The sequence below is a fragment of the Lysinibacillus sp. CD3-6 genome (assembly GCF_006351725.2).
In the GTDB taxonomy this organism is placed as follows: domain Bacteria; phylum Bacillota; class Bacilli; order Bacillales_A; family Planococcaceae; genus Lysinibacillus.
In genome coordinates, this window is record NZ_CP085880.1 from 2,383,946 (window position 1) to 2,406,587 (window position 22,642).

A 22,642-nucleotide genomic window follows, 5' to 3' on the forward strand; every position below is an offset into this window, starting at 1 on the left:
TTTTTTAACTCTGTTAAAAAATCCATCAGAATTAAGATTGGTTTATCTTTACCTTCTTATCGATATGACTGTAGCTATGGAAAAAAGACTGATTAAAAAATATCCCTGAATCCTTATCAAAAAGCAACTTCAAAATGGAGTTACTCTTTTTAAATAGGTGCATGAGATTTTTTAAAAAAATTTTGCTCATTTTCCAGCTAATTTGTTCAACATTTGCGCCCTATTGTTTAAGATCGTTTTTGAACTAAAGACCCGTTAGTTGAACAATTAAAAATGTAAAAACTTTAGTTTAAGGGTCCGTATATATCAATAAAACTCCCTGTATAGGCATCCATCACAATCGTTGGCTCAATGCCATTATATTTTATTGTCACTTCCGACTGCATTCTATTTGTTAATTGATTCCAAAACCCACTCTTTTGATTGAGCGTTGCACTAATATTTTCTATCGGGACCATTTAAATCAACATAAGAAATTGACTTACTCCACTCCTCTGGTGGTTTTTGCAAGTATCGTTCTACACTGGATATCGCTTCTACTATACTCATAATAGGCGACTGATATATGTATAAAAAAATCATTGCCATAACAACGATACCTGAACAATATCTTTTTCAAGTGAACACCTCCATCTATAAATATATTCCTGCTAAGAGTTATTCAACTCCTTATTGAACAAAACTGCTTCGTTAGTTGAGGGAAAAACAACCAAATCGTCGTTTGGTACCATTGCTTAAAAGTTGTTTACTAAATAAATTAGCCCTTTAGTGAAAAACTTAACCTTGTTACAGAAACGCGTCCAATTGCTGAATTAGTGAAAACTACTTTTCAATTGTAAATTCTTGACGATGAGTGCTACCATACCCCGATGACGAGTCAATAGCGATTTCATAGTTTCCTTTTGGGATTTTACTTATCAATAATCTATATTCAATTTTCTCATTAGGTTCTAATACCAATATTCTACCTTCATTGGCGTTTTCATTTAAATCTATGTGTTCCACTATTATTTCTCCAGAAGGTATCTCTTTGTTATCTAGATTACCGATTGACATATTGTATTCTAACCAAGTGGGGAATTCCAACTCTGCCTTGTTTTCCCCAACATTAGTGAGACTGAAAAGGAATTCTCTTTTGCCATTAGCATTTCCTTTGTCCTCTAATTGTGAAAGTATTTTTGGGTCTTCTTGCTTCTGATTACCATTGAAAAATGCTGTGAATCCAACGCATATTAAAAGTAGTCCTATTAATATTATAAAAGTCTTTTTCAAGTCCACACCCCCTACAATTAATATTAGCACGCTTCCTCCATTAAATGGCCCTTTAATGAAAAAGAGCGCTGATCCTTATTTCAGAATCGCGCACGTTTGTTGAATATCGTTTTTTAATTAAAGGCTTTATAATTAAAGTATGGGAACGATAAAAATGCAGTTTGTTTTAAAGCGTCAAATATACAAGTTTTTTTCAGATAATACTCTCTACATAAAATTTAAAAGTACTATAATAGCCTTGTTTATATATTTGCATAAAAAGCTGTATAAACAATATTCATACAAAAAAGCTCAGCTGTGTTAGACGTCTTTGTAGCAATCATTTTTAATTCATCAATTTTTTCTCGTAATTGTATTACTGGTTCTTCAAAAGCTAAATTTTTAGACATGTTGCCCACCGCCTTTTGTATGCATTTTTACAAGCATTACTACTTGATTTCGTAAATCCTTCCGATGGAAAACAGCATCAAGCTGACCATGCTCTAGTAAAAACTCTGACTTTTGGAAATCATTTGGTAATTTTTCTCTTAATGTTTCTTCAATGACACGGCGACCAGCAAAGCCAATCAATGCTTGTGGTTCAGCAATATTAATATCTCCAACAGAGGCAAAGCTTGCTGAAACGCCCCCGTATGTAGGATGCGTCATAATCGAAATAAATAATAGTCCTTCTTCACTATGACGTTTTAATGCCACACTCGTTTTTACCATTTGCATTAATGATAGAATACCTTCTTGCATGCGCGCTCCACCACTAGCAGTAAAAATAATAATCGGTACACGTAATGCAATAGCCTTTTCAACGGCACGTGTGATTTTTTCTCCTACAACGGAGCCCATTGAGCCCATACGGAAATGAGAATCCATAATGGCTACAACAATTTCTTCTCCATCAAGAGTACCAAACCCAGTCAGTACAGCTTCGCTTAATCCCGTTTGTTGTTTAGCCACTGAAATTTTTTCTACATAATCAGGGAAATTAAGTGGATTACTTGTTTGTAAATGATCATCCATTGAAACAAATGAACCTTCATCTAAGAGATATGCTACGCGCTCCTGTGCAGTCATTTTGAAATGATGGTCGCATTTTGTACACACTTTATGATTTTTTTCTAATTCCTTTGTTAACTGAATGTGACGGCATTCTGGACATTTTGTCATAAGTCCTTCTGGAAATCTCTTTTCCTGTCCGTCCTCTTTCTTTTTACTAAATACGTTACGTATTACCATGTTTTACTCCCCCTTTGATTTCTAAATGCCTTGTTCAGCATTCATCCACTGTTGGTAAGCATTTAATGCTTCTTTTTCATAGCCAAGCTGCATTGATTTCGTTTGAATGATTAATTTTTCTTCTTCTGTTGAGTTTCGATTTAAACGGTCACCGTCATAAACTGCTATCTAAAACCAGACTTTTAGTGAAAGAAGATTTCTTGACGTGATGATTATTTCTCGTAAAACATCCCGACAATTAATCGTACTTTCTATCTCTAGCTTTACAAAAAAGCTGCCCCACTCTGGTAGTGTTCGCAGAGTCTCTGTACAACTTATAACGCGAATGGCTTCCTTTTCATAAATTTGTCGCGTTAATTGGACATCCTTTTTGATTTTTCATCTTCTAATATAAACATCGACAATATTTCTACGAGCTGATGCTTTTGTAGAAGCTAGAAACGTTGCTCCACGTCTCATTTCAATAAGTCCTAATTACTCTAAACTTCGCAATGCCTCTCTCAGAGGAACGCCCTACACCTAGATGTCTGAAAGGACTCTTTCGGAAGATGACTTTTCACCAGCCTATATTTTTTCTATTTTAATAAGTTGTCGTAATTGTTGGACGATATCTAAAAATACTTTCTTTGTTCGATTTTTTTATCTATAAGATCAACTTCTTAGTCAATCTATTCGCCTTGGAATAATTATTACTGTCGCTTTCCTTTCGCGCAGATAAACAATGCATCCAAAGGCTTTATCTTCATTCAGTTGGTGTTTGGATACCTATTAAAAAGAAACAAAATCCACCATCTTCAGATGATGGCGTCTCTTAATGAATGAATCCAAAAGTGGTCTGGCCACTTTTGAAGTTGGCTTTATCTTACAAAATAATTATTTGAAAGTAAAGAAAAAACTGCATAAAAATTTATGCAGTTTCTAAAATTCTCTTCAATTTCATATTCTTTTCGTCGTTTGTACATATTTTATTTTCATTTGAGGTCTACCAAAGTGCTGTTCAAACGTTCTCTCAATGTAAAGTAATTCATCTTCTAGTAAAAGCTCCTGAACAAGATGAAAAATTTACGGGAATAAGGTTTAATGATTCTACGATGAAATAGTTAGATTTTTGACAAGCTGAAAAAACCATTTGCTCTACTCGCTTTTCAATTGCATAGTTCTTAATAAATCTTGAACTATTCTTCCTCAATCTTAATAAATCTTATTTTATATTCATCATGAAGTGCTGAAACAAGAAAAATCAGGCTACTTAACCCATTGAGAAATGGGAATTAAGTAGCCTAAAAGTGATTAAGCGTGTATCTAACTCTAGTTTTGGTTATAAAATTGTAATAGTTTGTAATTTAATGATTTTTTAAAGCTTATAAATTGTATTTAGAGAGGATTTATTAAATGAATTTATTAATACTGCCAATCTATTTTTTTTATTATTTTATTTGCTAAATAGAATGCTATCCATGTTAATATAACGGGAATAGCTAGATGATACATCCAATTATTCCCTAATAAGCTGAAGATGAATTGAAAAAGATCATATAGTAATGCAACACTTGCATAGATAAGTATTTCAATGAATGGATAGATACTTCTACGTATTATTGCGAATATCATCCCCACAACTAATAAACCTATACTAAAAAATATCAAAAAGTTCACCTCATTTTTTCGGTCTATAACTATGTGCGTAAACTACTGTCCAGCAGGTAAATGTAAGTTTCCATCTTGATCGTACAAGTATTCCAGATTGTTTACAAACGATATTTATTCGCTTTATTATACTTATAGGTAATAGATTCATTTTTTCCTGCATTTTTCACGCTTTTTGCAAGACGATTCCCAACCTCATCATACTTATTGGTGGCTGCATATCATTAATACACTATCTTGAACAGAAGATTCCTGGCTTCGGTGGATTTAAACCGTGTGTAAGTGATGTCCCTTGTAATATTCAATATATAAATTGGTTTGGGTTTGTATCAATCCCCTTTCTTGCGTTAACAGCCTTTGCGCTCATTACTATTAGTATGTTAGTGATGTCTCGAGCTAAAAGGTTGGTGGAGTAAGGTCACTCCTAGCTTCGGAGGCTTCACAGGATTTAAGGAATTCAAATGGTTCGATATTACTGTAGAAAGGTGGATGATATATTGAATAATACGTGGAACAAGATTATTTACAAAGTGGGCTCTACTTTCTACGATAAATTTTTTAATACAGGTATTTTTTTAAAGACTAGGAAAAGAATTTTTCAAAAAGCCCCTTTTCAAAGTAACCAAAAAATCTTATATGTAGGGATTGGTACTGGAGCTGATTTAGAATTAATTAACTATGGTGATTTTGATATTACAGCTATTGATTATTCTCCTGACATGCTAGCTAAAGCTAAACGTAAATTCGAGCACTCTTCAATTGAATTTTTAGAAATGGATGCTCAAAATATGACTTTTGAAGATGAATCATTTGACTATATTGTAGCGAGTTTAATTCTCTCTGTCGTTCCTGATGAAAATAAATGCTTTGGAGAGATGATAAGAGTTTTAAAGAAGGATGGAAGAATTCTGATCTTTGATAAATTTGCTGCTAAAAATCAAAAATTAACACTAACAAAAAAACTGTTAAGGCCTTTTATAAGCATATTAGGAACAGACATTGGTCGAAGTTTTGAGGTATTGTTTAGTAAGAATAAACACAGGCTTAACATTTTAAAGGATGACCAAGTTATGTTAAGGGGAATGTATAGATATATTGAAGTAATTAAAGTTAATTAACCTTAAAAGGCTTACTCAGAAATAGGCATAGCTGAAGAGTGCTATGCCTATATTTAAAACTGAACTTATTGAAGGTTTTTTCTTAGAAAGAACACATTCTAGTATTAAACGAGACCTACTAATAAGTTAATATACTTATAAGATACGAATACATAGTAATGCTTATTAAGATCGAGCGTGATTATAGAACCGAAAAAAGAGTAGCTTCTGCTACTCTTTTTTAATTGAATACTATGAACTTTCATTTTATATTTTGACTAAAACAGTATGAATCATAATGATTTCATTCAATAAACCTGTTAATTCTAACGATATTTTTTATTGCCAATCAAAAACGTCAAGACAAACATCATAACATACAGCAACATAATAATCGCAAGCGTATACTGATGATTCGCCGTCCAGTCAAAGACAAGTGCAATTAGAAGTGGCAATAAACCACCAATGATGAAACCTCCTGTCTGCATCATCGCTGTCCATGAACTTGCCTCTTCTGCAGTCTCTGTCTCATCAAGAGGTAAAAGCAGTGCAATTGGGAATAAACCACCAAGGGGAATTCCCATGATGAATGCGCCAACCCACATAAGTGAATGAACCCCTGTCCAGAACATTACGACTGCTAACATCCCAGCTATTAGGATCAGCAATAGCCAAAACTTCCGTGCAGGAAAACGCTCCATTAGCAGCGGTAGAAGGATGTTAAAAAATATCTGAACTGTCGTCATTATACTCAGAAGTGTCCCAGCCTGTAGTAAAGTCAACCCTGAAGACGTTGCAATCGGTGCAAGCCATGTAATGATTGAAAAGAATGCGGAGGATTGCAATCCGAAGAATAGCAAAAACAACCATGCCTTCCGTGATTTCCACGGAGAATTCACCTTGTTTCGCTGACTTTTCGCTTTAACAGAATTGATTTGCGGACCTTCCATCTGTCCTTTCATCGCTAAGAACCATGCGACAAGACCAATTAGCGCAAGTATGGACCAGATGCTTAAAGCAAAAAAGTAAGACCCAGTAGTGTCAAAGAATACTGCTGTCAAACCCGCACTCGCTGCCGATCCTACTCCCATCCCGAAAGAATAAATTCCGATGACTGACGCAGCTTTGTCAGGAAAATACTGTTTGATCATTGCTGAAAGAAGCGGTCCCACTACTGCGATTGCGATTCCGATAATAAATGCTGTAACTACAAGCACTATAAATCCTGAAATAAAGCCACGTAAAGCGGTCATTACACCGATTAGAGTTATCATTACAGCCATAGTTCTTAGCAACCCAAATTTCCGATTCAATAACGGAGCCAATGTGGCGAAAATTCCCATACAAATGACTGGTACTGCTGTTAACAGGCTCACTTGTGCATTTGATAACGATAATTGCTCACGAATGGTTTCCAGCATTGGGCCAATAGATGTAATTGCTGGACGCATATTTATGGCGATTGAAAAAATAGAAAATATTAATAGAATTGAATTCCATTTTTTCGTTTCTTTAGACATTAGTACTTTCCTTTCTTTCATAAAACATTTAATAAAAAAATTAATCTTACATTAAGTTAATCACTCTGATGCAATTATTGCCTTATCAGAAGATTCTTTCGAACTAAAAATATTTTTATAGAGCGTTAATTGTTAGTGAGAATTCGTAAAGTGAGCAGACATAAAAACAATCACCTTATCAATGGAGTCAGAGGTTATTTTTATTCCACTTCTTCATTAGATGATTTTCGTCGAACCCTTCTAATGTTTTGATTTGTATAACCTACCTTTATGCATCAACTGTCTTTTTTTCGGTAGCCTTGCAACCGCTTCTGCACTGCAGCTGGCATCTATAAATACAAAACTGGCCTCATCCCCAACCAGAGGCCACACTTGTTCACCTTCACCATTCAGTGGTGTTACGCCTTGTGTAATTAAACTTAAACTTTCACGTAACGAGCGCTCGCTTGATTTCCCAGTGTATTCGCAAAAATTATACACTTTTTCTAAAATATCACCTGGCACATATGGACTCCAAGAATCAAAAAAACCATCACAGCCCAAGGCAACTTTAACGCCTTGCGCTATCATAATATCAATTGGAATGAGTTGAGAGTTTATAGAAATAGGAATAGTAGACATTATTCCCGCATTATACTCGCTTAATTTTTTGGCAAATTGCTTTTGCATAGGAGGTGCCAATTTACTTAAACCAAATGCATGGCTAAAAGCAGTGGCTCCCTTATAATCTTGTTCTTTCACCATATCCAGCCATTTATCCATAGTATAGAAACCTACTTGTCCTTGATCATGCAGATGCATGTCGACATCCACATTGTACTCTCTAGCTATATCCATTGTGACTTGCAGTGATTTTTCGATGTCTTTATCGATGCCTGACGGGTCAAGTCCCCCTAAGATTGTTGCACCAGATTCCAATGCTTGTCTTAATAAGGCAGGCATTTCTTCATGCTCAAGTAAGCCTTGTTGTGGAAACGCGACAATTTCATATGTTACATATTGATCATAAGCTTTTAGTGCTTTTTTAACGGCTTCTAAATTTCTTAATTTAATGTATGGATCAATATTGACATGTGTACGAATATGATTCACACCATTACTCAAATGCAGTTCAATCATGGCAGATGCCCTCTGTTCCGCAGTTTCAACAAGTTCCTCTAATTCAGCTGCTTCAAGAGCCAATCTCTCGGATAAACTTTTCACAGGACGACAAGCTTTCCATCCTAATGAAAGGTAGGTCTTATCCAAATGATTATGCATGTCTTTGAATGCAGGAAGAGCTAATTTCCCTTCCATATCAACTGCATCTGCGTCCAAGACATTTTCAGTTGCGGGAATAATCGTCTGAATTACTCCTTCTTGAGCAACTTGAATATGAAACAAATCGGTTTTTGTTTGAATGCTACCATCTCCATACGTTGTTTCACCAATTTCTAATCGAACGTTTCGTAGCCAAGTACTCAACGAAATTCCCCCTTTAGCTCTATCTCTTCTTCATGAATTATGTTCCCTTTTGAAATTACTGTCGAAAGCGGACACTGTCTAGCAATTAGATGCGCAGAGCTAACTGCATCAACGAGTAACGCATTGGCTACATCCCCAACTTTTGGCCACTGTTGTTCACCATCTTCATTTAATGGTGTTAATCCTCCTGTCGCATATTTCAAGGATTGGCCAATATGCCACTCATCGATGTAGCTAAAACGTTGTACAAACTGATTTAATTTATGGATCGTATCGCCACTTCCAAATGGGGACCAGTGATCAATCAGGCTATCGTGCCCAAAAGAAACTTTTACGCCCCGATCATACATATATTTCACAGGAATTGTAATCGGACCCACACCTATTGGAACCGTTGTTGTTACGCTAACATTATTTGCAGCATTTTGATCTAGCAAATTGTCTAATGTTTGTTGTGGCAAGTCCGCTAATGCATATGCGTGACTAAGGGTTACTTCCATTTTGAATGATCTTTGTTGGATTTCATTTAGAATATGTTGGATTTCTAATGCCCCTAATGTGTTTTGTTCATGTAAATGAATGTCAATTGCAACATCATATTTTTCGGCTAATTGAAAAGTTGTTTTTAAAACTTCCCTGCTATTACGATCTACTAAAGCGGGGTCAACCCCCCCGATATGAGTAGCGCCCATTTGTAATGCTTTTTCAAGGATTGTTAAAAACTCTGGACCATTCCGTAATATACCATGCTGTGGGAATGCGACGATTTCATATGTTACTTGATCTTGGTAACTTTCTAACACATGCTTTACTATTTCCATATGCTTCGTCTCAATATACGGGTCAACATTTACATGTGTACGAATATGTGTATGTCCATTTTTTATATAATGCTTTACCATAGCATGAGCTCTCTCTGCAGCTACATCCAGTTGTTTAGGCAATATAGTCGCTTCTTCTTTAAAACGAGTAAAAATCCCTTCTGTAGCTGGAGATGGTGCTTTCCACTCGCCACCGAAGTATGTTTTATCAATATGTGTATGCATTTCTTTGAACGATGGAACGAGTAGTTGCTCTTTAGCATCGACTACTACTGCATCATTTGCTTCAATTGTTGTAGATATTTCAACAAACTTGCCATTTTCAATCAAAATATCAACTATTTTCGTTTCGGTAGCTGTGACAAACGATTGATCATACAAATACCCTGTTTCCAACCGCACATTCTTTAATAATAATGCCAAACCAATCTCTCCTTATATATATTTCTTTGTTTCATAGAATAAACTTAAGAGCTTTTAAAACTTAAGTGACTTGCACTCGCTTAATAAATAGAGAACAAATCAGACCAATAATTGCTATGACGACAGCAAAGGTATATGCATTTTGAATGTCATGAATTAAGCCCTTCTGCCTCAACGGCAACATCATGAGATTATTAGTGGTACATTTCCCAATGGACTTCTTTGAATGTCAGACATGATATGCCTTCTTCAACTCTTAATTGTTTAAAAACAATACCTAGTTACTACTTCACCATATTAGATTTATTTAATGTTTGTAAAATTCCGATAAATAAGCTCACAGAATAATGATTGAAAAAATCTAAAATCCTAGCAACTATTCTGTGAGCATTCTAGTCCATCGATATTTAAATTTAGAATGTCTTACATACTGACAGAATGATTCAAGTTATTATTTATAGAGTTTATTAGAGAGAACTTGAAACTAATTGCCCTCTGAACATTGTAGCTACTCGCTTGGCTCTCCGTGCAACTGCTTCAGCAGAACAAGAAGCGTCGACCAACACAATATTTGCCTCATCGCCAACTTTTGGCCAAACTTGCTCACCTTCATAATTAAGAGGCGTCTTACCGTCAGTAATATAGCTTAGTGCTTGTGCCAATGAACGTTCATCCACCCAACCAGAAATTTCAGCTAAACGTCCAACATTTTCTAAAATATCTCCATTACCAAACGGTGACCAAACATCAAAAATATTATCGCATCCAACTGCAACAGACACGCCATTTTGTCGTAATAGGCCCATCGGAGGAAATTTCCGATTAATTGGCACACTAGAAATAATAGTAATTCCCGCATCAGCAAGTAATATAGCCATCTCTTCAGCTTGAGATAAAGGGATATCTCCAAGCCCAAAAGCATGACTAATCGATACTTTTCCTTGCAAACCAGCTTCTATTGTTAACTGAGCTAGTTTCTTTATTGTAAAAATCCCTAAATGATTCGGATCATGCAAATGCAAGTCGATTCCTGCTTTTCCTTCTACAGCTAATTCAACCATTGCTTTTAATGAGGCATTAATATCTCCATCCACAGTAGCTGGATCAACACCGCCTACATGTGTCGCTCCATTTTGTAATGCTTTTCTTACTAACTCTCTTGAATCTGTACGTAATAAGCCATGTTGAGGAAAGGCAACAATTTCATGCGTTAATTTCCCCTTATAAGAGTGCAATGCTTTTTGAACTTCTTCTAAATTTTTTAATCCGACTTCTGGATATATATCTACATGTGTACGTACATGCGTAATACCAGATTTCACATATATTCCAAGTAACCTTTCTGCACGTTCCTGTGTGGTCGTTTTCAGCGTAGGAAGAACCTCTTTTTCAATTTCAAGACGTTCAAAGATATTACGCACGGGTGTTACAGAACGCCATCGATCACCAAGCAATGTTTTATCCAAGTGGCAGTGTTTTTCAATAAAAGAAGGAAGTGCCAGTAGATGTTGCGCATTTTCCCTTGGCAAATCATCGTTTATCTCCTCAATAGAAGATAATATTTTTTCTATCTTTCCGTCTTTAATTAGCAAATGGAAACTATCCGTATGTGTAGCAGTTACCACGCCATCTTCGATTTGGAAGCTTGTCTCCAAACGTGTATTTGTTAACCAATAAGTAGAACTCATATCATCCAATCCCTTCTATCAATCATTAAGCATATCCTAAGAATTTAACTCACCCCAGCGCTGATACACCATAATACTATCTTCATCCAACTATAAGACGATTAGTTAATGTTGTAATTGCTCCAGCTTCCCTATAACTCAATAATGGTTTCTATGTCTCCTTCTGCAGTCGCGGAAAATAACCGAAGTTCCAAATTAGTTTCCTCCTTTTATTTGATTGTACAGGTGAACTTTCCCCGTATTTTAGAGTCAAGTTACTTGCGGTAATCATAACAACAAGGAAACTTTAAAAAATCCCTTTCAGATTTAAATAGCCAGATTCCCCTTAAAAAACATGTTATCATGAGGTTACATATATGAAAAATATTAATAATATTTGTTTTACTAATGTTTTTCATATACCTAATGGAAAGGATGTTAATGATGGATATTAGGCAACTACGCTATTTTATTGCAATTGTAGAAGAAAAGAAGATTTCTGCTGCTGCTAAAAGACTTCATATATCCCAACCACCATTAAGCCAGCAATTGAAAGCAATGGAGACGGAACTCGGTTCAAAATTAGTTGAGCGAAGTGGGAAATATTTAGTAGTGACAGAGGCGGGAAATGCTCTATACAAAAATGCTTTAGAAATAACTCAATTGATGGAGGAAACCAAAACTGAGGTAATGGAAGTCGGGAAAGGCATAAATGGAAGATTAACAATTGGGGTAAATACCTTTTCTGTTAATGGAATGTCGCATATTCTTGAGCAATATCAAAAACAATTTCCAAAGATTACTTATAAAATTCAACAAAATGAATCTTCTATTCTTTGTCAATTAATCAGAGATCGAATTGTGGAATTAGCAATTATCCGCATGCCATTAAATTTGGATGATTTTTCTGTACTCCATCTCTGTAACGAACCTTTTTATTTCATCACATCTAGAAAGCAGACATCATTTGATCAGGAAGTAACACTGGATGAAATTCAACATTACCCACTCCTAATTCCCAGTACAGAGGGTCTAGGTGTGCATTACTTAATACTAGAAGCTTTTTCTCGATTTAAACTCCATCCTAATATTGTTGGAGAATGTTCTGATATCAGTCTTTTGATGGATTTAGTTACAGCAGATTTTGCAGCATCTATTATTCCAGAAACCTTACTTCATCGCTTTCAAGGATATCCAATAAATGCTTATCGGATAACAAGCACAACAGAGTTGACTGGATCAGTCGGATTAATATGGCTAAAAGATCATAGCTTGTCCAAGGCTGCTCAAAACTTTATAGAGATGTTTCAAAATGTATAAAGATTTAGTCTTCAAATACACCAAATTCCATTCTAAATTTAACAAATATCAGTACTTATTAAATTGATATACAGCAAATGCCAAGATTAAAGAGCCTAAGGAGTGGATCGCTTGAATAAAAAAACAATCCACCTGAAAAGCGTTTAAATTTTGTCATTAAATGAAAGAAACTAGAATAGTTGTGATTCTGTAACAACCAGCTAAGTTTGTCACTCGTTTGAATAATTTATAAAAATATTGAACAAATCTTCATTAAACAATAAATAGCATTATTTAAACGAATTATCCCCTTTTAAACGATAAATTATGAGGAAAGCTGTGTCCAAGATATTTATATTATGTAAACTAAAATTATTCGGCGAGGAGGAGGGCTTGGACGTCGATTACCTATAGTGATTCTTGCTTCAGTTCCTAATAATTTTCGTATGAATGATAACTATCCTTTTGGATAATGGGATGATTATATTATTGATTATAATGCTATGAGCGCTATCGAGATTGAAAACAACCTACTGTTGCCCATCTCGATAACGCTCATAGCTAATATCGGTCACTTATTTTGCAAAGTATGAATTACTTTTTAACATTTTTTGCTTTGTAACCAATAAATAAGATTAAAAACCAAACTGGTGCGACATATAGCGCAACACGCATATCTGGAATAAACGCCATTAACACAATAACCATTAATAAGAATGCTATGGCAATATACGTTGAAAGTGGATAAAGCGGAATTTTGAATTTCAGTTCAGCTACTTCTTCTTTCGTTTTTGACTTTCTAAATTTTAATTGTGCTAATAAAATAATCATCCAGCTTGTTATGACTGCAACTGTCGCAACAGCAGAAATATAGATGAACACTTTTTCAGGTACAACATAGTTTAAGACAACCGCAATTAATAACATCGCCGAAGAAAATAAAATCCCTCTATGCGGACTACCGTTTTTGCTTACTGTTTTAAAATATTTTGGACCATTTTTTTGGACCGATAAATTGTGTAGCATACGCCCTGAACCGTATAAACCACTATTAAATGCAGACATTGCTGCTGTAATTACAACAAAGTTGATAATGTGAGCCGCAGCTGGGATGCCGACATAATCGAAAATTTGAACGAACGGGCTACCTTCTGAACCAACTTCGTTCCAAGGGTAAATCACCATCATAACGCCTAATGCCCCTATGTAGAAAATTAAAATACGCCAAATGATGTTGTTAATAGCTGAAGGAATTGACTTGCTAGGATTTTTTGCTTCTCCTGCAGAAATACCTACTAATTCAACCCCACCGAATGAGAACATAACTAATACGAGTGACATTAAAATACCATGGAAACCGTTTGGCATGAAGCCACCGTGTGCCCATAAGTTATCGAAACCAATTGCTTCCCCTTGGTTGCCAACACCGAAGAAAATAATGGCTAATCCTAGCACGATCATACCGATAATCGCAACAACTTTAATCATCGCAAACCAGAATTCGAATTCGCCATAAGCTTTTACATTTGCTAAGTTTACAAGTGTCATAATGATAAGTACTACAAGGGCAGTTAACCATTGTGGAATATCAGGGAACCAATAGTTAATGTATACACCGACTACTGTTAATTCTGCCATGCCCACGACAATCCACATGAACCAATACGTCCAACCAGATAAGAACCCAGCAAAGTGTCCTAAATATTTATTCGCGTACGTACTGAACGAACCTGATACAGGTTCTTCTACTGCCATTTCACCTAATGCCCGCATAATTGTGAAAATAACTAATCCACCAATTAAATAAGCTAGTAAAATAGATGGCCCTGCCATTTGAATTGTTGAACTTGAGCCATAAAATAAACCGACTCCAATGGATCCGCCAAGTGCAATAAGCTGCATATGACGCGTACTTAATCCGCGCTTAAGCTGTGAATCTTCTTGATGATTGTCTTTCATAATGTCATACTCCTAATACGTTTAGATTTTCAAATACTTTGCTTAAAAAAAGGAATAAAAAAAAACGCCCTTTTGGATTAACCAAAAGGACGATTCAACTCGTGTTACCACCTTTAATTTATAAGTAATTCACATTACTTACCTTAAGAAGTACGGTCATTTAGACGATACTCTCGCACATGATTACGGATGCTTACCGGTGTAGCCTACTTAGAATGATCTTTTCGGTACACAGCTCCAAGATGAATTCTCAATCGTTTTACATGCACCTCTCATCAACCGGTAACTTTCTGTTCGTAAAAATAATTGATACTATTTCTTTTCATAGCCTTTGTTCTATACAAATATTTTTGAATTGTTTTTCATTTTACAGAAAAAAATTATTTTGTCAATATATTTTTTAAAATTTCCTCATAATCGGCTAAAATTACATATGACATTTTACTATAAAAATACTACTCCCAGAAGCACAAGGAACTTTTACAATAATGTCACGTTTTGAAATATTTCATCCTTTATTCTTTTAACTAGAAAATCACTTTTAAACGTAACACTATTAATGAAAATATAACAAGTATATTTAATACGAACGATACATATATTAATTTTAGTATTTCATTAAAGCAGAAGTTCATAATTATTCTAATAATGAAATTTTAATAGAAGCGAAAATTTTCTATAAAGGTAGGATGATGACAATTATTGAAAAATCTCTTCTTGCTATGGTTATTTTACGCGTATTGTCTGGAAGTATTGAGGTAAGTGCTGGATTTTTAATGCTCAAGTTAAATAGTTTAGAAAAAGCATTTTATATTAATACAATGCTGGCATTGGTTGGTCCAACAGTTTTAATTGTGACGACTGCAATTGCTTTGTTTGGACTAGCAGATAAAATTCCTGTGATGAGAATCGTTTGCCTATTTACGGGTATTACACTTATTATTCTTAGCTCACATATTAAGTAATGCTAATGAAAAATGCAACGACGACTGCTCAATACTCGTACATATCGGGCGTTTCCTAAATTAGGTAAACGAGACTAGGTTCTACAATAGTAGAACCTAGTCTTTTTTATATTTTAAGAAAGAATATTTGAATCTCTTTCCTGTTAATTATGCTTTTACTTTAGATTCAACGAATTGATTTAAAAATGAAAGGATTTTTTGATAAACAGCAATTTCATTTTCTTTTTTAGAGAACCCATGTCCTTCGTCTTCAAGAAGCATGTACTCGATTTCACGACCTTTATCTTTTAAAGCTTGCACGATTTGATCAGACTCCTCTTTCACAACTCGTGGGTCATTCGCTCCTTGGATAACTAGCATTGGTTTCACCATCGTTTCTAGATACGTAAATGGTGAGTATTCAATAAGCTTCTGCTTGTCTCGTTCAGGGTTTCCTACCCATCTGTCCATAATTGGCTTCCAGTCCTCAGGAACCGAGTTGATAAATGAAAACAAATCAGATGGACCAAAAATATCTACTACGGCTTTGAAATATTCAGCATGTCTACCGTGAAGCAATAAGGCCATGTACCCTCCATAACTTCCGCCCATCAATAAGATATTGCCCTTTTCCGCATAATCATTATTTATGAGCCAATCGAGACCTGCTACATTATCAAGGCGTGGACCGTGTCCCCAATCTCCTTCTACCATTTTCGTGAAAGCCAATCCATAGCCTGTTGACCCACGGAAATTCGGAGCAAAGATACTATACCCATTTTTTAAAAAGAATTGGAAGGAAGCTCTAAAAAATTTACGCTCGGCAGCTTGCGGACCACCATGTGGCCAAAAGATGATTTCTCCATTATCATTTTCCTTTTTAGCTTTGAAAAATAAGGCCTCTATTTCAAGTCCGTCAAAGGAAGAATAAGTAATCACATCTGGCTCAACTAATTCACTTGGACTTACACCTGGCACTGTGTATTCCGTTAAAGCTGTCCATCTATTTTCCTTAAATTGATAAATATTATGTGGCGTCGTAGCACTTCGTCCTAACAAATACAAACTACCTGATTTTGTAACGATAAGTTTTTCTATGACACTGCATGGTGAAGTTAGTTCTTCCCAATTATTCAGTCGTAAATCATACATGTATAAATGATCTTCTACACCTTTTTCACTGATTACATACAAGTACTGATTTTCTTTGTTATATTTCAACCTAGTAAAGCTTTCATTCTCAAAATCTTTCAATTTTACAAATTCGTTTGTCTCTAAATTATATGAAGCCAAATACGTAAAATCAGCATCATAGTTCGTTAATAAATAGATGAGCTCATCGGATACAAACACTGCGTCACTAACCGTATGTTGCTGATTTGTTGGTGGTGTCAGGAGAATATGTTCCTCTCCTCGTTTAGCGTATAGTAATGTATACGTATTCGAGAAATGTTTATAGTAGAGGGCTACCTTTTCATTCGGGCTAAAATCGATTAAATAAGTGGGCGCATCTTCACCAATAAGAACCGTTTCTTCCTCACCTGTTACCAAGTCATAAACATATGCATTTAAATACAAAGGATTTCCTTTCGAAGATGTATAATAAAGCTTATTCCCATCTTCGGATAAAATTGGCATGGAATTACGGGTACCTTCTTCATAAATAATCTTTTTCATTGTTCCACCTTGAAGTGGAATTCCATAAAATTGCGTATTTTCGTTTCCATTTTGATCAAAACCAGCAATGATAAACCGTCCTTGTTTATCATAGAGAAGGCCCTGGCAGCTTTGGTCTATAAAAGTAAGCGGTGTCGGGAACGTATTTGGTAAATTCATGCCCCATAAATTATACTTTCCACTTAAATTTGTACTGAAAACTAGTTGTTCTTCATCTGGACTAACCGCAAAATCTCCAATCGAAAATGTTCTTAAAAACTGTTCTACATCTGGTTTAGAAAAAGATATCATAATGAAAACCTCCTACTTTTTTAAATTGAGTGAAAAGTCTATCTATTTATAAAATACCATTATTACTCTTCAATGTATAATACGTGATAATAAGATATAAGAATGACTTCTACATCTTCATATATGTATGTAACTTTTAAGTTATGAACATAAAAGATGGACTTTGTTGTTTTATTATTATGAAATTCTAATCTTCTTTCATTTTATATTGTTAATGTTAGGTTATAAGCGAATTAGTTAAGGGAATACTAATATTCAACAAAAAAGAAGAAAGGAGATTGTCATTATGCTACAAAATTTCGAGGTAATTACACCGTTGTTTGAAGGAAACATCCACGAACGTTTTCAATTTAAAATAAACATTGAGGGGATTGATTATCGAGGAATCTATCATGATAATGAAGTTCAATGGTTCCACCCACAACCTCATAGTAAAATTAACAAAGATCAACTTAAATCCATTGAAGCTTACGTTCATAATTTGAATAATTAACGTTTATTACACTTTCAAGCGTGGCTATCTAGTAGCTGCGTTTTTTATGTAAATTTATTGCTACTCAACCGTATAAGTAAAATACTTACACAAAATAAAAAATAGCTCATAACTCATTAAGTAATATAAAGTTGTTCCACTGGATTTGTTGTATACGGTTAAGAACTGCCAACACATTGGACTACTATTGCCGAGAGGATAAAAGAATTCAATAAATAGCAAAAAGCATAAGCTTGTTATGCCTACGCTTTTCGCTTTTCAAAATTAATGTTCAGTCATCGTTATTCTTTTACAAGCTATTTTTGCTGCTGGAGTTCCAACGCCAGCCTCTAGGGCTGCATCTACTGAATCTCCCCAAGAACCACTGCTAGCCTTTATTTCGTTCCCAGCTGTCAAAACTCCCTCTGCTACAATTTCAATACACTCGTAATAGTCTGGATTAGGATTACTACTAAGATACTTTGCAGCTAGGTCGTCTGCTTTCTTTTGTATTGAAACTCGAGCTGGTTCAGCCAATGAGCTAAAAACACTCTCAGCTTGCCCACCAAAATAGACAATTCCATCGTTAATGTCTCGACCAGTACGAGGTGTTTCTCCCATTTCAGATGACATATTTAGTCCTCCCAAACCTTTAAATTTGAACTACTGAAGTTCATATATATTTTATCCAACCGAGATTGTTCTTATCCAGCTGCTCATTCTTATTGGTTTACTAGAGTCCATCTTTTTCCCAAGGTACAACTCTTATGACTTTAATTCTAATTCAATAGCTTCCCTTACAGTAATATACTTCGCTTTTGTTACTATTTCAGGTATTTTTTATTTTGCTGCTTAAAATGAAAAAAACTTATTTAACGATCTACTATCTTTGAATGTTCCTATTGATAAAAATTGAAAAAAAGCTATAAAAGCACCTCCCTCGATTGCTGAATCGAATTGGAAGTGCCTCGTTGATTAAATATATTTAAGAGCTAAGTTAAACAACTCAATTATTTTGTAAAATCAATAACCATACGGCCTGTAATTTTACCTTGTTCCATTTCTTCCATGATTTCATTAATTTCTTCGATTTTACGTAATGTTACTTTTGGAACTACTTTACCTTCTGCAGCAAATTGGAATGCTTCTTGTAAGTCTTGACGAGTTCCTACCAATGTGCCAATTACTTGAATACCGTCTAGTACTAAACGTGGGATATCTAAATCCATTTTATCTACAGGTAAACCAACTGCAACTACGCGTGCGCCAGCTTTTACAACATCAATAGCTTGGTTGAACGGCGTTTTAGCTACAGCTGTAATCACTGTTGCATCTAAACCTTTTCCATCTGTCAGTTCTTTCGCTTTTGTAACGGGGTCTTCATTTAATAAATTAACAACTACGTCTGCCCCTACTTCTTTAGCAAACGCCAGTTTATCATCATTTATATCAAATGCAATTACTTTTGCACCATAAACATGTTTCGCGTATTGTACAGCTAAGTTTCCTAGACCACCAATACCAAAAATCCCTATCCATTGTCCAGGACGGATATTAGACACTTTCACAGCTTTATAAGTTGTTACACCTGCACACGTTACAGAAGAAGCAGCTGCTGGATCTAAGTTATCAGGAACTTTTACAGCATAATCAGCTGATACGATAACTTGTTCTGCCATCGCACCATCAACTGTGTACCCTGCATTTTTAACGTCACGACATAATGTTTCACGACCTGTCGTACAATATTCACAGTGACCACAGCTCTCATACATCCATGCGATCGATACACGGTCACCAACTTTTAATGAAGTAACATCTTCAGCAATTTCAATAACTTTACCAATACCTTCGTGTCCTAGAACAATCCCCGTGACATCACCAAAATCGGCATTTTTAACGTGTAGGTCTGTATGACATACACCACAATATTCTGTTTGCACTAATGCTTCACCAGGCTGTAATGGTCTAAGTTGTTTCTCTTCTACACTTACTGTTTTGTCTTTCGTTACGACTGCTGCTTTCATAATTAAAATGCCTCCTTAAAAATAAGAAATTCATGTTAATTAACAAACGTGCATGCACTTAAATGTAGATCCATTTTCATTTTATTAAGGATTTTATTTGAATACAATATGTTTACATAAATTCGTAAAAAATGAGTCTAGCTTCTTAGAAAAATGCTATATTTTAAAATAATTTGAATATTTTATTAATTGAACAAAAGGTTGGTTGTGATTTTATTTTACATTGCTATATCTACATTGGAATGCAAAAAGTTCAACAGAAAAGGACGTTTATCGTACTTACATCATCATACCTCGTTAGCTTAAGTAAACCGTCACAGTCTAAATTATCTTCCCTATCTTCATTAACTTTGTTCTAGCAAAATGAAATATAAAGTTATTCAAGTGGAATTTTAATAATTGGTAATTGAATATCTTCCTTCTTTGTTAATGTTTTTTCATCAACAATTCGTATCGACGGTGTAAGAATTAATGTTTGAATAGCGGTATCGGGAACGAATAATTCTATGTATCCATTTACACGTCCTGAATCACTTTTAAAGCTTGATGTTCCTATATCCTCATAGACATTTCCTACATTATCTTTAATCTCAAACATTAAAAACTCAGTATTCCACTCTAAGTTACCCTCAAAATACAGCGCCGTTGCATATTTTCCCTTTGTTAATTGGTTAAACACTAACTGGTATTGTTCATTACCAAATGGAATGTTTAGCTTTTTTGAATGAGCTTTAGTTGGTGAAAGCTCTAATTGGTAAGCCCAGTCCCCTTCAATAAGGGTTGTATAGTCCATGCCTTTAAGTACTTCAGGGCTCCATTGTACACTAATTGTTTTATCGATCACTTCATCTGAAACTCTTGCCGTAAACATACCAATCAACGTATAATCATCTTTTTTAATAATCTGCTGACTTTGTACGGTTACAGTATTCCCATTCACTTCTAACTGTTCTAGCCAAAATAAGGGGTTTCCATTGATCGGTTTATCAAGTTTCATTTCATAACTTATCGATACGATGCTACCATCAAAAAAAGCTTCGGCTAATTCGATTGTAGAACCATTACTTTCATCTAGTTGTTTAATAATTGTACCGTAGTCACTAAATACTTGTAATTGTGGACTGTTATTTACTTGTATTAATTGCTGAATAATTGGTAGACGGTCAGCCACTGCAGGTAGCCAAATTGTACTGCTCGTAACTATTATGGCTGTCATTGCGATAGCACTTAACCATTTGATTTTATTTTTAGCGCGTTTCTTTGATACACGTAAAATACGTTTCTCTATGTTTTTCATTTCCCAATCTGAGATTTCAACAGGTTCTATTTTATCAATATCGATTCGAATAAAGTCTTTTTCACTCATCTAGATACCCCCCAGCTCATCTCTTCTTTTAACTTAAGCTTGCCACGATATAAACGATTTTCGACGGCTGCTTTAGAAATATCAAATATCTCGGCTATTTCTCCATTGGAATAGCCCAAGTAATATTTCAGCAAAAAAATTTCCTGATCCGTTTTATTTAAGCCTAAAATTTTGATAAACAGTTGCTCTTTTTGAAGTTTTTCTTCTACGATACTTTCTGGTAAAGCATTTACACTTGATATTGATGGGAATAATTCTGTTGTTTTCGGCTTATTTTGAAGCGCACGATATGTATCAATCGCTTTATATTTTGCAATAACACCTATCCATTTTTTAAAATCATCCTCATTACCAGTAAATTGATAGCTTTTTTGCCAAATGATATGAAAGACATCATTTATACATTCTTCAATCGCCGTTTGATTAGATTGTAATACTTTTAAGACAATCGCTTTAACATATCCTCCATATACGTGAATTACTTCCCTTAAAGCAAATTCATCCTTTTTGTGTAGCCGTTCAATTAATGCAAACATAAAGTGATGCTTCCTCCTTTCTTTTCTACAAGTAATAACGAGCAAAAGATAGAATACTCTCATCTATTGTTTCCCGTTCAAATTGAGATGGATAAAAAGCTTGAATACGTATGTTATGTAAAAAAAGCTCCTGATAAAGGAAAAAGAGTTGCATATGCAACTCTAATCATTAAGCATCGCTATCGCTTCAGGGAGACTACTAAAAACGAAAAGTTTAGGAATATGCCCTTGTATAGCTCATTGAGCTTTGTCGTCAGCCGAAGGGCCATAGCTGCCTGGTATCGGTATATCAAGAAGGCGCAAGTATACCCCGAGTTGCGCACGGTGATGTACCATGTGACTTATACCAAACGTACGTAATGCAATTGCTCGTGAATCACGGTGAATGATATAATCACCTTGGCGTAGCGTCCATTGTTCACTAAGGGTTTGCTCGTCACATGCTGCAAGTAACTTTTCTAACTTGCCGACATTCGCATCGAACTCATCTAGAAAATCAGATCGTTTTTCGAGAGCTTCCCGCTGGAGTGGCACTTTAGAAAGATCTAGCTCTGGGTACTGAATAATGGCGATTTGCCAGTTCAGTAAGTTGATCAGGTGCGTAGAAAGCCCGCCAAGCGTCATAGATTTGTCATGCGGCTTCCATGTCATATGTTCATCTGGCAAGCGTTCTAGAATACGGCGCGTATTAGCCAGTTCTTGTGTAACGTCGCCGACAATTAATTGTATACTCATAAATGCCTCTCCTCCTTTTTTATTATCAGCATACTATAAATTCCATTTAACTGTAAATGACCCTAAATTATGTTTTTTCACTTTTGAATACTGCGCATTTGACTTAAAAAATAAAGAAAAACAAGCAATCATAATGAATGGATTGCTTGTTTATAAACTATATCGACCGTACCTTAACATAGGTGAATTGCAAGA

General features: G+C 35.0%; 18 protein-coding genes, 1 pseudogene and 1 other annotated feature. Of the genes and pseudogenes, 5 read left to right on the forward strand and 14 right to left on the reverse strand.

Going from position 1 to position 22,642, the window contains the following annotated elements:
* Window positions 1–822: 822 nt before the first annotated feature.
* From FH508_RS11550 to accD, 3 genes are all read right to left on the reverse strand, one after another.
* A complete protein-coding gene (locus tag FH508_RS11550) occupies window positions 823–1,272 on the reverse strand; it encodes a hypothetical protein (protein WP_172771468.1) in 450 nt (149 codons plus the stop codon).
* A 242-nt stretch (window positions 1,273–1,514) separates the two neighbouring features.
* Window positions 1,515–1,661 carry a hypothetical protein gene (locus tag FH508_RS11555; protein ID WP_172770964.1) on the reverse strand — a complete coding sequence of 49 codons (147 nt, stop codon included), beginning with the start codon at window positions 1,659–1,661 and terminating at the stop codon, window positions 1,515–1,517.
* Window positions 1,654–2,502: an acetyl-CoA carboxylase, carboxyltransferase subunit beta gene (gene accD, locus FH508_RS11560; protein WP_172771469.1), complete on the reverse strand. Its 849-nt coding sequence runs from the start codon at window positions 2,500–2,502 to the stop codon at window positions 1,654–1,656. The genes FH508_RS11555 and accD overlap by 8 nt, the downstream gene beginning before the upstream one ends.
* Before the next feature lie 1,850 nt (window positions 2,503–4,352).
* Between accD and FH508_RS11565 the strand changes: the two are divergent.
* Both FH508_RS11565 and FH508_RS11570 read left to right on the forward strand, forming a co-directional pair.
* Window positions 4,353–4,565, forward strand: a pseudogene (locus tag FH508_RS11565) (disulfide bond formation protein B); the annotation flags it as partial.
* 81 nt (window positions 4,566–4,646) lie between these two features.
* Window positions 4,647–5,267: a class I SAM-dependent methyltransferase gene (locus FH508_RS11570; protein ID WP_172771470.1), complete on the forward strand. Its 621-nt coding sequence runs from the start codon at window positions 4,647–4,649 to the stop codon at window positions 5,265–5,267.
* Window positions 5,268–5,572: 305 nt separating this feature from the next.
* Here the strand turns inward: FH508_RS11570 and FH508_RS11575 are convergent, their stop codons facing one another.
* From FH508_RS11575 to FH508_RS11590, 4 genes are all read right to left on the reverse strand, one after another.
* Entirely contained in the window at window positions 5,573–6,766 is a 1,194-nt protein-coding gene (locus FH508_RS11575; RefSeq protein ID WP_172771471.1) for an MFS transporter, read from the reverse strand.
* A gap of 240 nt (window positions 6,767–7,006) precedes the next feature.
* Window positions 7,007–8,230: an amidohydrolase gene (locus FH508_RS11580; RefSeq protein ID WP_172771472.1), complete on the reverse strand. Its 1,224-nt coding sequence runs from the start codon at window positions 8,228–8,230 to the stop codon at window positions 7,007–7,009.
* Window positions 8,227–9,474 (reverse strand): amidohydrolase, encoded by a 1,248-nt coding sequence (locus FH508_RS11585; RefSeq protein ID WP_172771473.1) that lies wholly within the window; start codon window positions 9,472–9,474, stop codon window positions 8,227–8,229. The genes FH508_RS11580 and FH508_RS11585 overlap by 4 nt, the downstream gene beginning before the upstream one ends.
* Before the next feature lie 467 nt (window positions 9,475–9,941).
* The gene (locus FH508_RS11590) at window positions 9,942–11,162 is read right to left on the reverse strand and encodes an amidohydrolase (RefSeq protein WP_172771474.1); all 1,221 of its coding nucleotides are present in this window, start codon (window positions 11,160–11,162) and stop codon (window positions 9,942–9,944) included.
* A 423-nt stretch (window positions 11,163–11,585) separates the two neighbouring features.
* Between FH508_RS11590 and FH508_RS11595 the strand changes: the two genes are divergently transcribed.
* The gene (locus FH508_RS11595; RefSeq protein ID WP_172771475.1) at window positions 11,586–12,461 is read left to right on the forward strand and encodes a LysR family transcriptional regulator; all 876 of its coding nucleotides are present in this window, start codon (window positions 11,586–11,588) and stop codon (window positions 12,459–12,461) included.
* A gap of 573 nt (window positions 12,462–13,034) precedes the next feature.
* Here FH508_RS11595 and FH508_RS11600 read toward each other — a convergent pair.
* Complete coding sequence (locus FH508_RS11600; RefSeq protein WP_172771476.1) at window positions 13,035–14,399, reverse strand: amino acid permease; 1,365 nt, start codon at window positions 14,397–14,399, stop codon at window positions 13,035–13,037.
* An 82-nt stretch (window positions 14,400–14,481) separates the two neighbouring features.
* Window positions 14,482–14,734, reverse strand: a binding site (T-box leader).
* Window positions 14,735–15,088: 354 nt separating this feature from the next.
* On the opposite strand from FH508_RS11600, the gene FH508_RS11605 reads away from it, so the two are divergent.
* Window positions 15,089–15,364: a YqhV family protein gene (locus tag FH508_RS11605; protein ID WP_172771477.1), complete on the forward strand. Its 276-nt coding sequence runs from the start codon at window positions 15,089–15,091 to the stop codon at window positions 15,362–15,364.
* Between the two features lie 147 nt (window positions 15,365–15,511).
* On the opposite strand, the gene FH508_RS11610 is transcribed toward FH508_RS11605, so the two are convergent.
* Window positions 15,512–17,311 (reverse strand): S9 family peptidase, encoded by a 1,800-nt coding sequence (locus FH508_RS11610; RefSeq protein ID WP_172771478.1) that lies wholly within the window; start codon window positions 17,309–17,311, stop codon window positions 15,512–15,514.
* Window positions 17,312–17,597: 286 nt separating this feature from the next.
* Here FH508_RS11610 and FH508_RS11615 point away from each other — a divergent pair, with 286 nt between their 5' ends.
* Entirely contained in the window at window positions 17,598–17,804 is a 207-nt protein-coding gene (locus FH508_RS11615; protein ID WP_172771479.1) for a hypothetical protein, read from the forward strand.
* 264 nt (window positions 17,805–18,068) lie between these two features.
* Here FH508_RS11615 and FH508_RS11620 read toward each other — a convergent pair whose 3' ends face one another.
* The 5 genes from FH508_RS11620 to FH508_RS11640 all read right to left on the reverse strand — a co-directional run bounded on the left by FH508_RS11620 (window position 18,069) and on the right by FH508_RS11640 (window position 22,447).
* The gene (locus FH508_RS11620; RefSeq protein WP_172771480.1) at window positions 18,069–18,416 is read right to left on the reverse strand and encodes a hypothetical protein; all 348 of its coding nucleotides are present in this window, start codon (window positions 18,414–18,416) and stop codon (window positions 18,069–18,071) included.
* Between the two features lie 377 nt (window positions 18,417–18,793).
* The gene (adhP, locus tag FH508_RS11625) at window positions 18,794–19,810 is read right to left on the reverse strand and encodes an alcohol dehydrogenase AdhP (RefSeq protein ID WP_172771481.1); all 1,017 of its coding nucleotides are present in this window, start codon (window positions 19,808–19,810) and stop codon (window positions 18,794–18,796) included.
* A gap of 376 nt (window positions 19,811–20,186) precedes the next feature.
* Window positions 20,187–21,176: a DUF4179 domain-containing protein gene (locus FH508_RS11630; RefSeq protein ID WP_172771482.1), complete on the reverse strand. Its 990-nt coding sequence runs from the start codon at window positions 21,174–21,176 to the stop codon at window positions 20,187–20,189.
* Entirely contained in the window at window positions 21,173–21,712 is a 540-nt protein-coding gene (locus FH508_RS11635) for a sigma-70 family RNA polymerase sigma factor (RefSeq protein WP_172771483.1), read from the reverse strand. The genes FH508_RS11630 and FH508_RS11635 overlap by 4 nt, the downstream gene beginning before the upstream one ends.
* Before the next feature lie 237 nt (window positions 21,713–21,949).
* Window positions 21,950–22,447 (reverse strand): DinB family protein, encoded by a 498-nt coding sequence (locus FH508_RS11640; protein ID WP_172771484.1) that lies wholly within the window; start codon window positions 22,445–22,447, stop codon window positions 21,950–21,952.
* Window positions 22,448–22,642: the final 195 nt, after the last annotated feature.

Excerpts from the sequence above, each read along its gene's own strand:
- FH508_RS11555 (WP_172770964.1), bottom strand. The coding sequence starts at position 1,661 with ATGTCTAAAAATTTAGCTTTTGAAGAACCAGTAATACAATTACGAGAA.
- accD (WP_172771469.1), bottom strand. The coding sequence starts at position 2,502 with ATGGTAATACGTAACGTATTTAGTAAAAAGAAAGAGGACGGACAGGAA.
- FH508_RS11575 (WP_172771471.1), bottom strand. The coding sequence starts at position 6,766 with ATGTCTAAAGAAACGAAAAAATGGAATTCAATTCTATTAATATTTTCT.
- FH508_RS11590 (WP_172771474.1), bottom strand. The coding sequence starts at position 11,162 with ATGAGTTCTACTTATTGGTTAACAAATACACGTTTGGAGACAAGCTTC.
- FH508_RS11595 (WP_172771475.1), top strand. The coding sequence starts at position 11,586 with ATGGATATTAGGCAACTACGCTATTTTATTGCAATTGTAGAAGAAAAG.
- FH508_RS11600 (WP_172771476.1), bottom strand. The coding sequence starts at position 14,399 with ATGAAAGACAATCATCAAGAAGATTCACAGCTTAAGCGCGGATTAAGT.
- FH508_RS11605 (WP_172771477.1), top strand. The coding sequence starts at position 15,089 with ATGATGACAATTATTGAAAAATCTCTTCTTGCTATGGTTATTTTACGC.
- FH508_RS11610 (WP_172771478.1), bottom strand. The coding sequence starts at position 17,311 with ATGATATCTTTTTCTAAACCAGATGTAGAACAGTTTTTAAGAACATTT.
- FH508_RS11615 (WP_172771479.1), top strand. The coding sequence starts at position 17,598 with ATGCTACAAAATTTCGAGGTAATTACACCGTTGTTTGAAGGAAACATC.
- FH508_RS11620 (WP_172771480.1), bottom strand. The coding sequence starts at position 18,416 with ATGTCATCTGAAATGGGAGAAACACCTCGTACTGGTCGAGACATTAAC.
- adhP (WP_172771481.1), bottom strand. The coding sequence starts at position 19,810 with ATGAAAGCAGCAGTCGTAACGAAAGACAAAACAGTAAGTGTAGAAGAG.
- FH508_RS11630 (WP_172771482.1), bottom strand. The coding sequence starts at position 21,176 with ATGAGTGAAAAAGACTTTATTCGAATCGATATTGATAAAATAGAACCT.
- FH508_RS11635 (WP_172771483.1), bottom strand. The coding sequence starts at position 21,712 with ATGTTTGCATTAATTGAACGGCTACACAAAAAGGATGAATTTGCTTTA.
- FH508_RS11640 (WP_172771484.1), bottom strand. The coding sequence starts at position 22,447 with ATGAGTATACAATTAATTGTCGGCGACGTTACACAAGAACTGGCTAAT.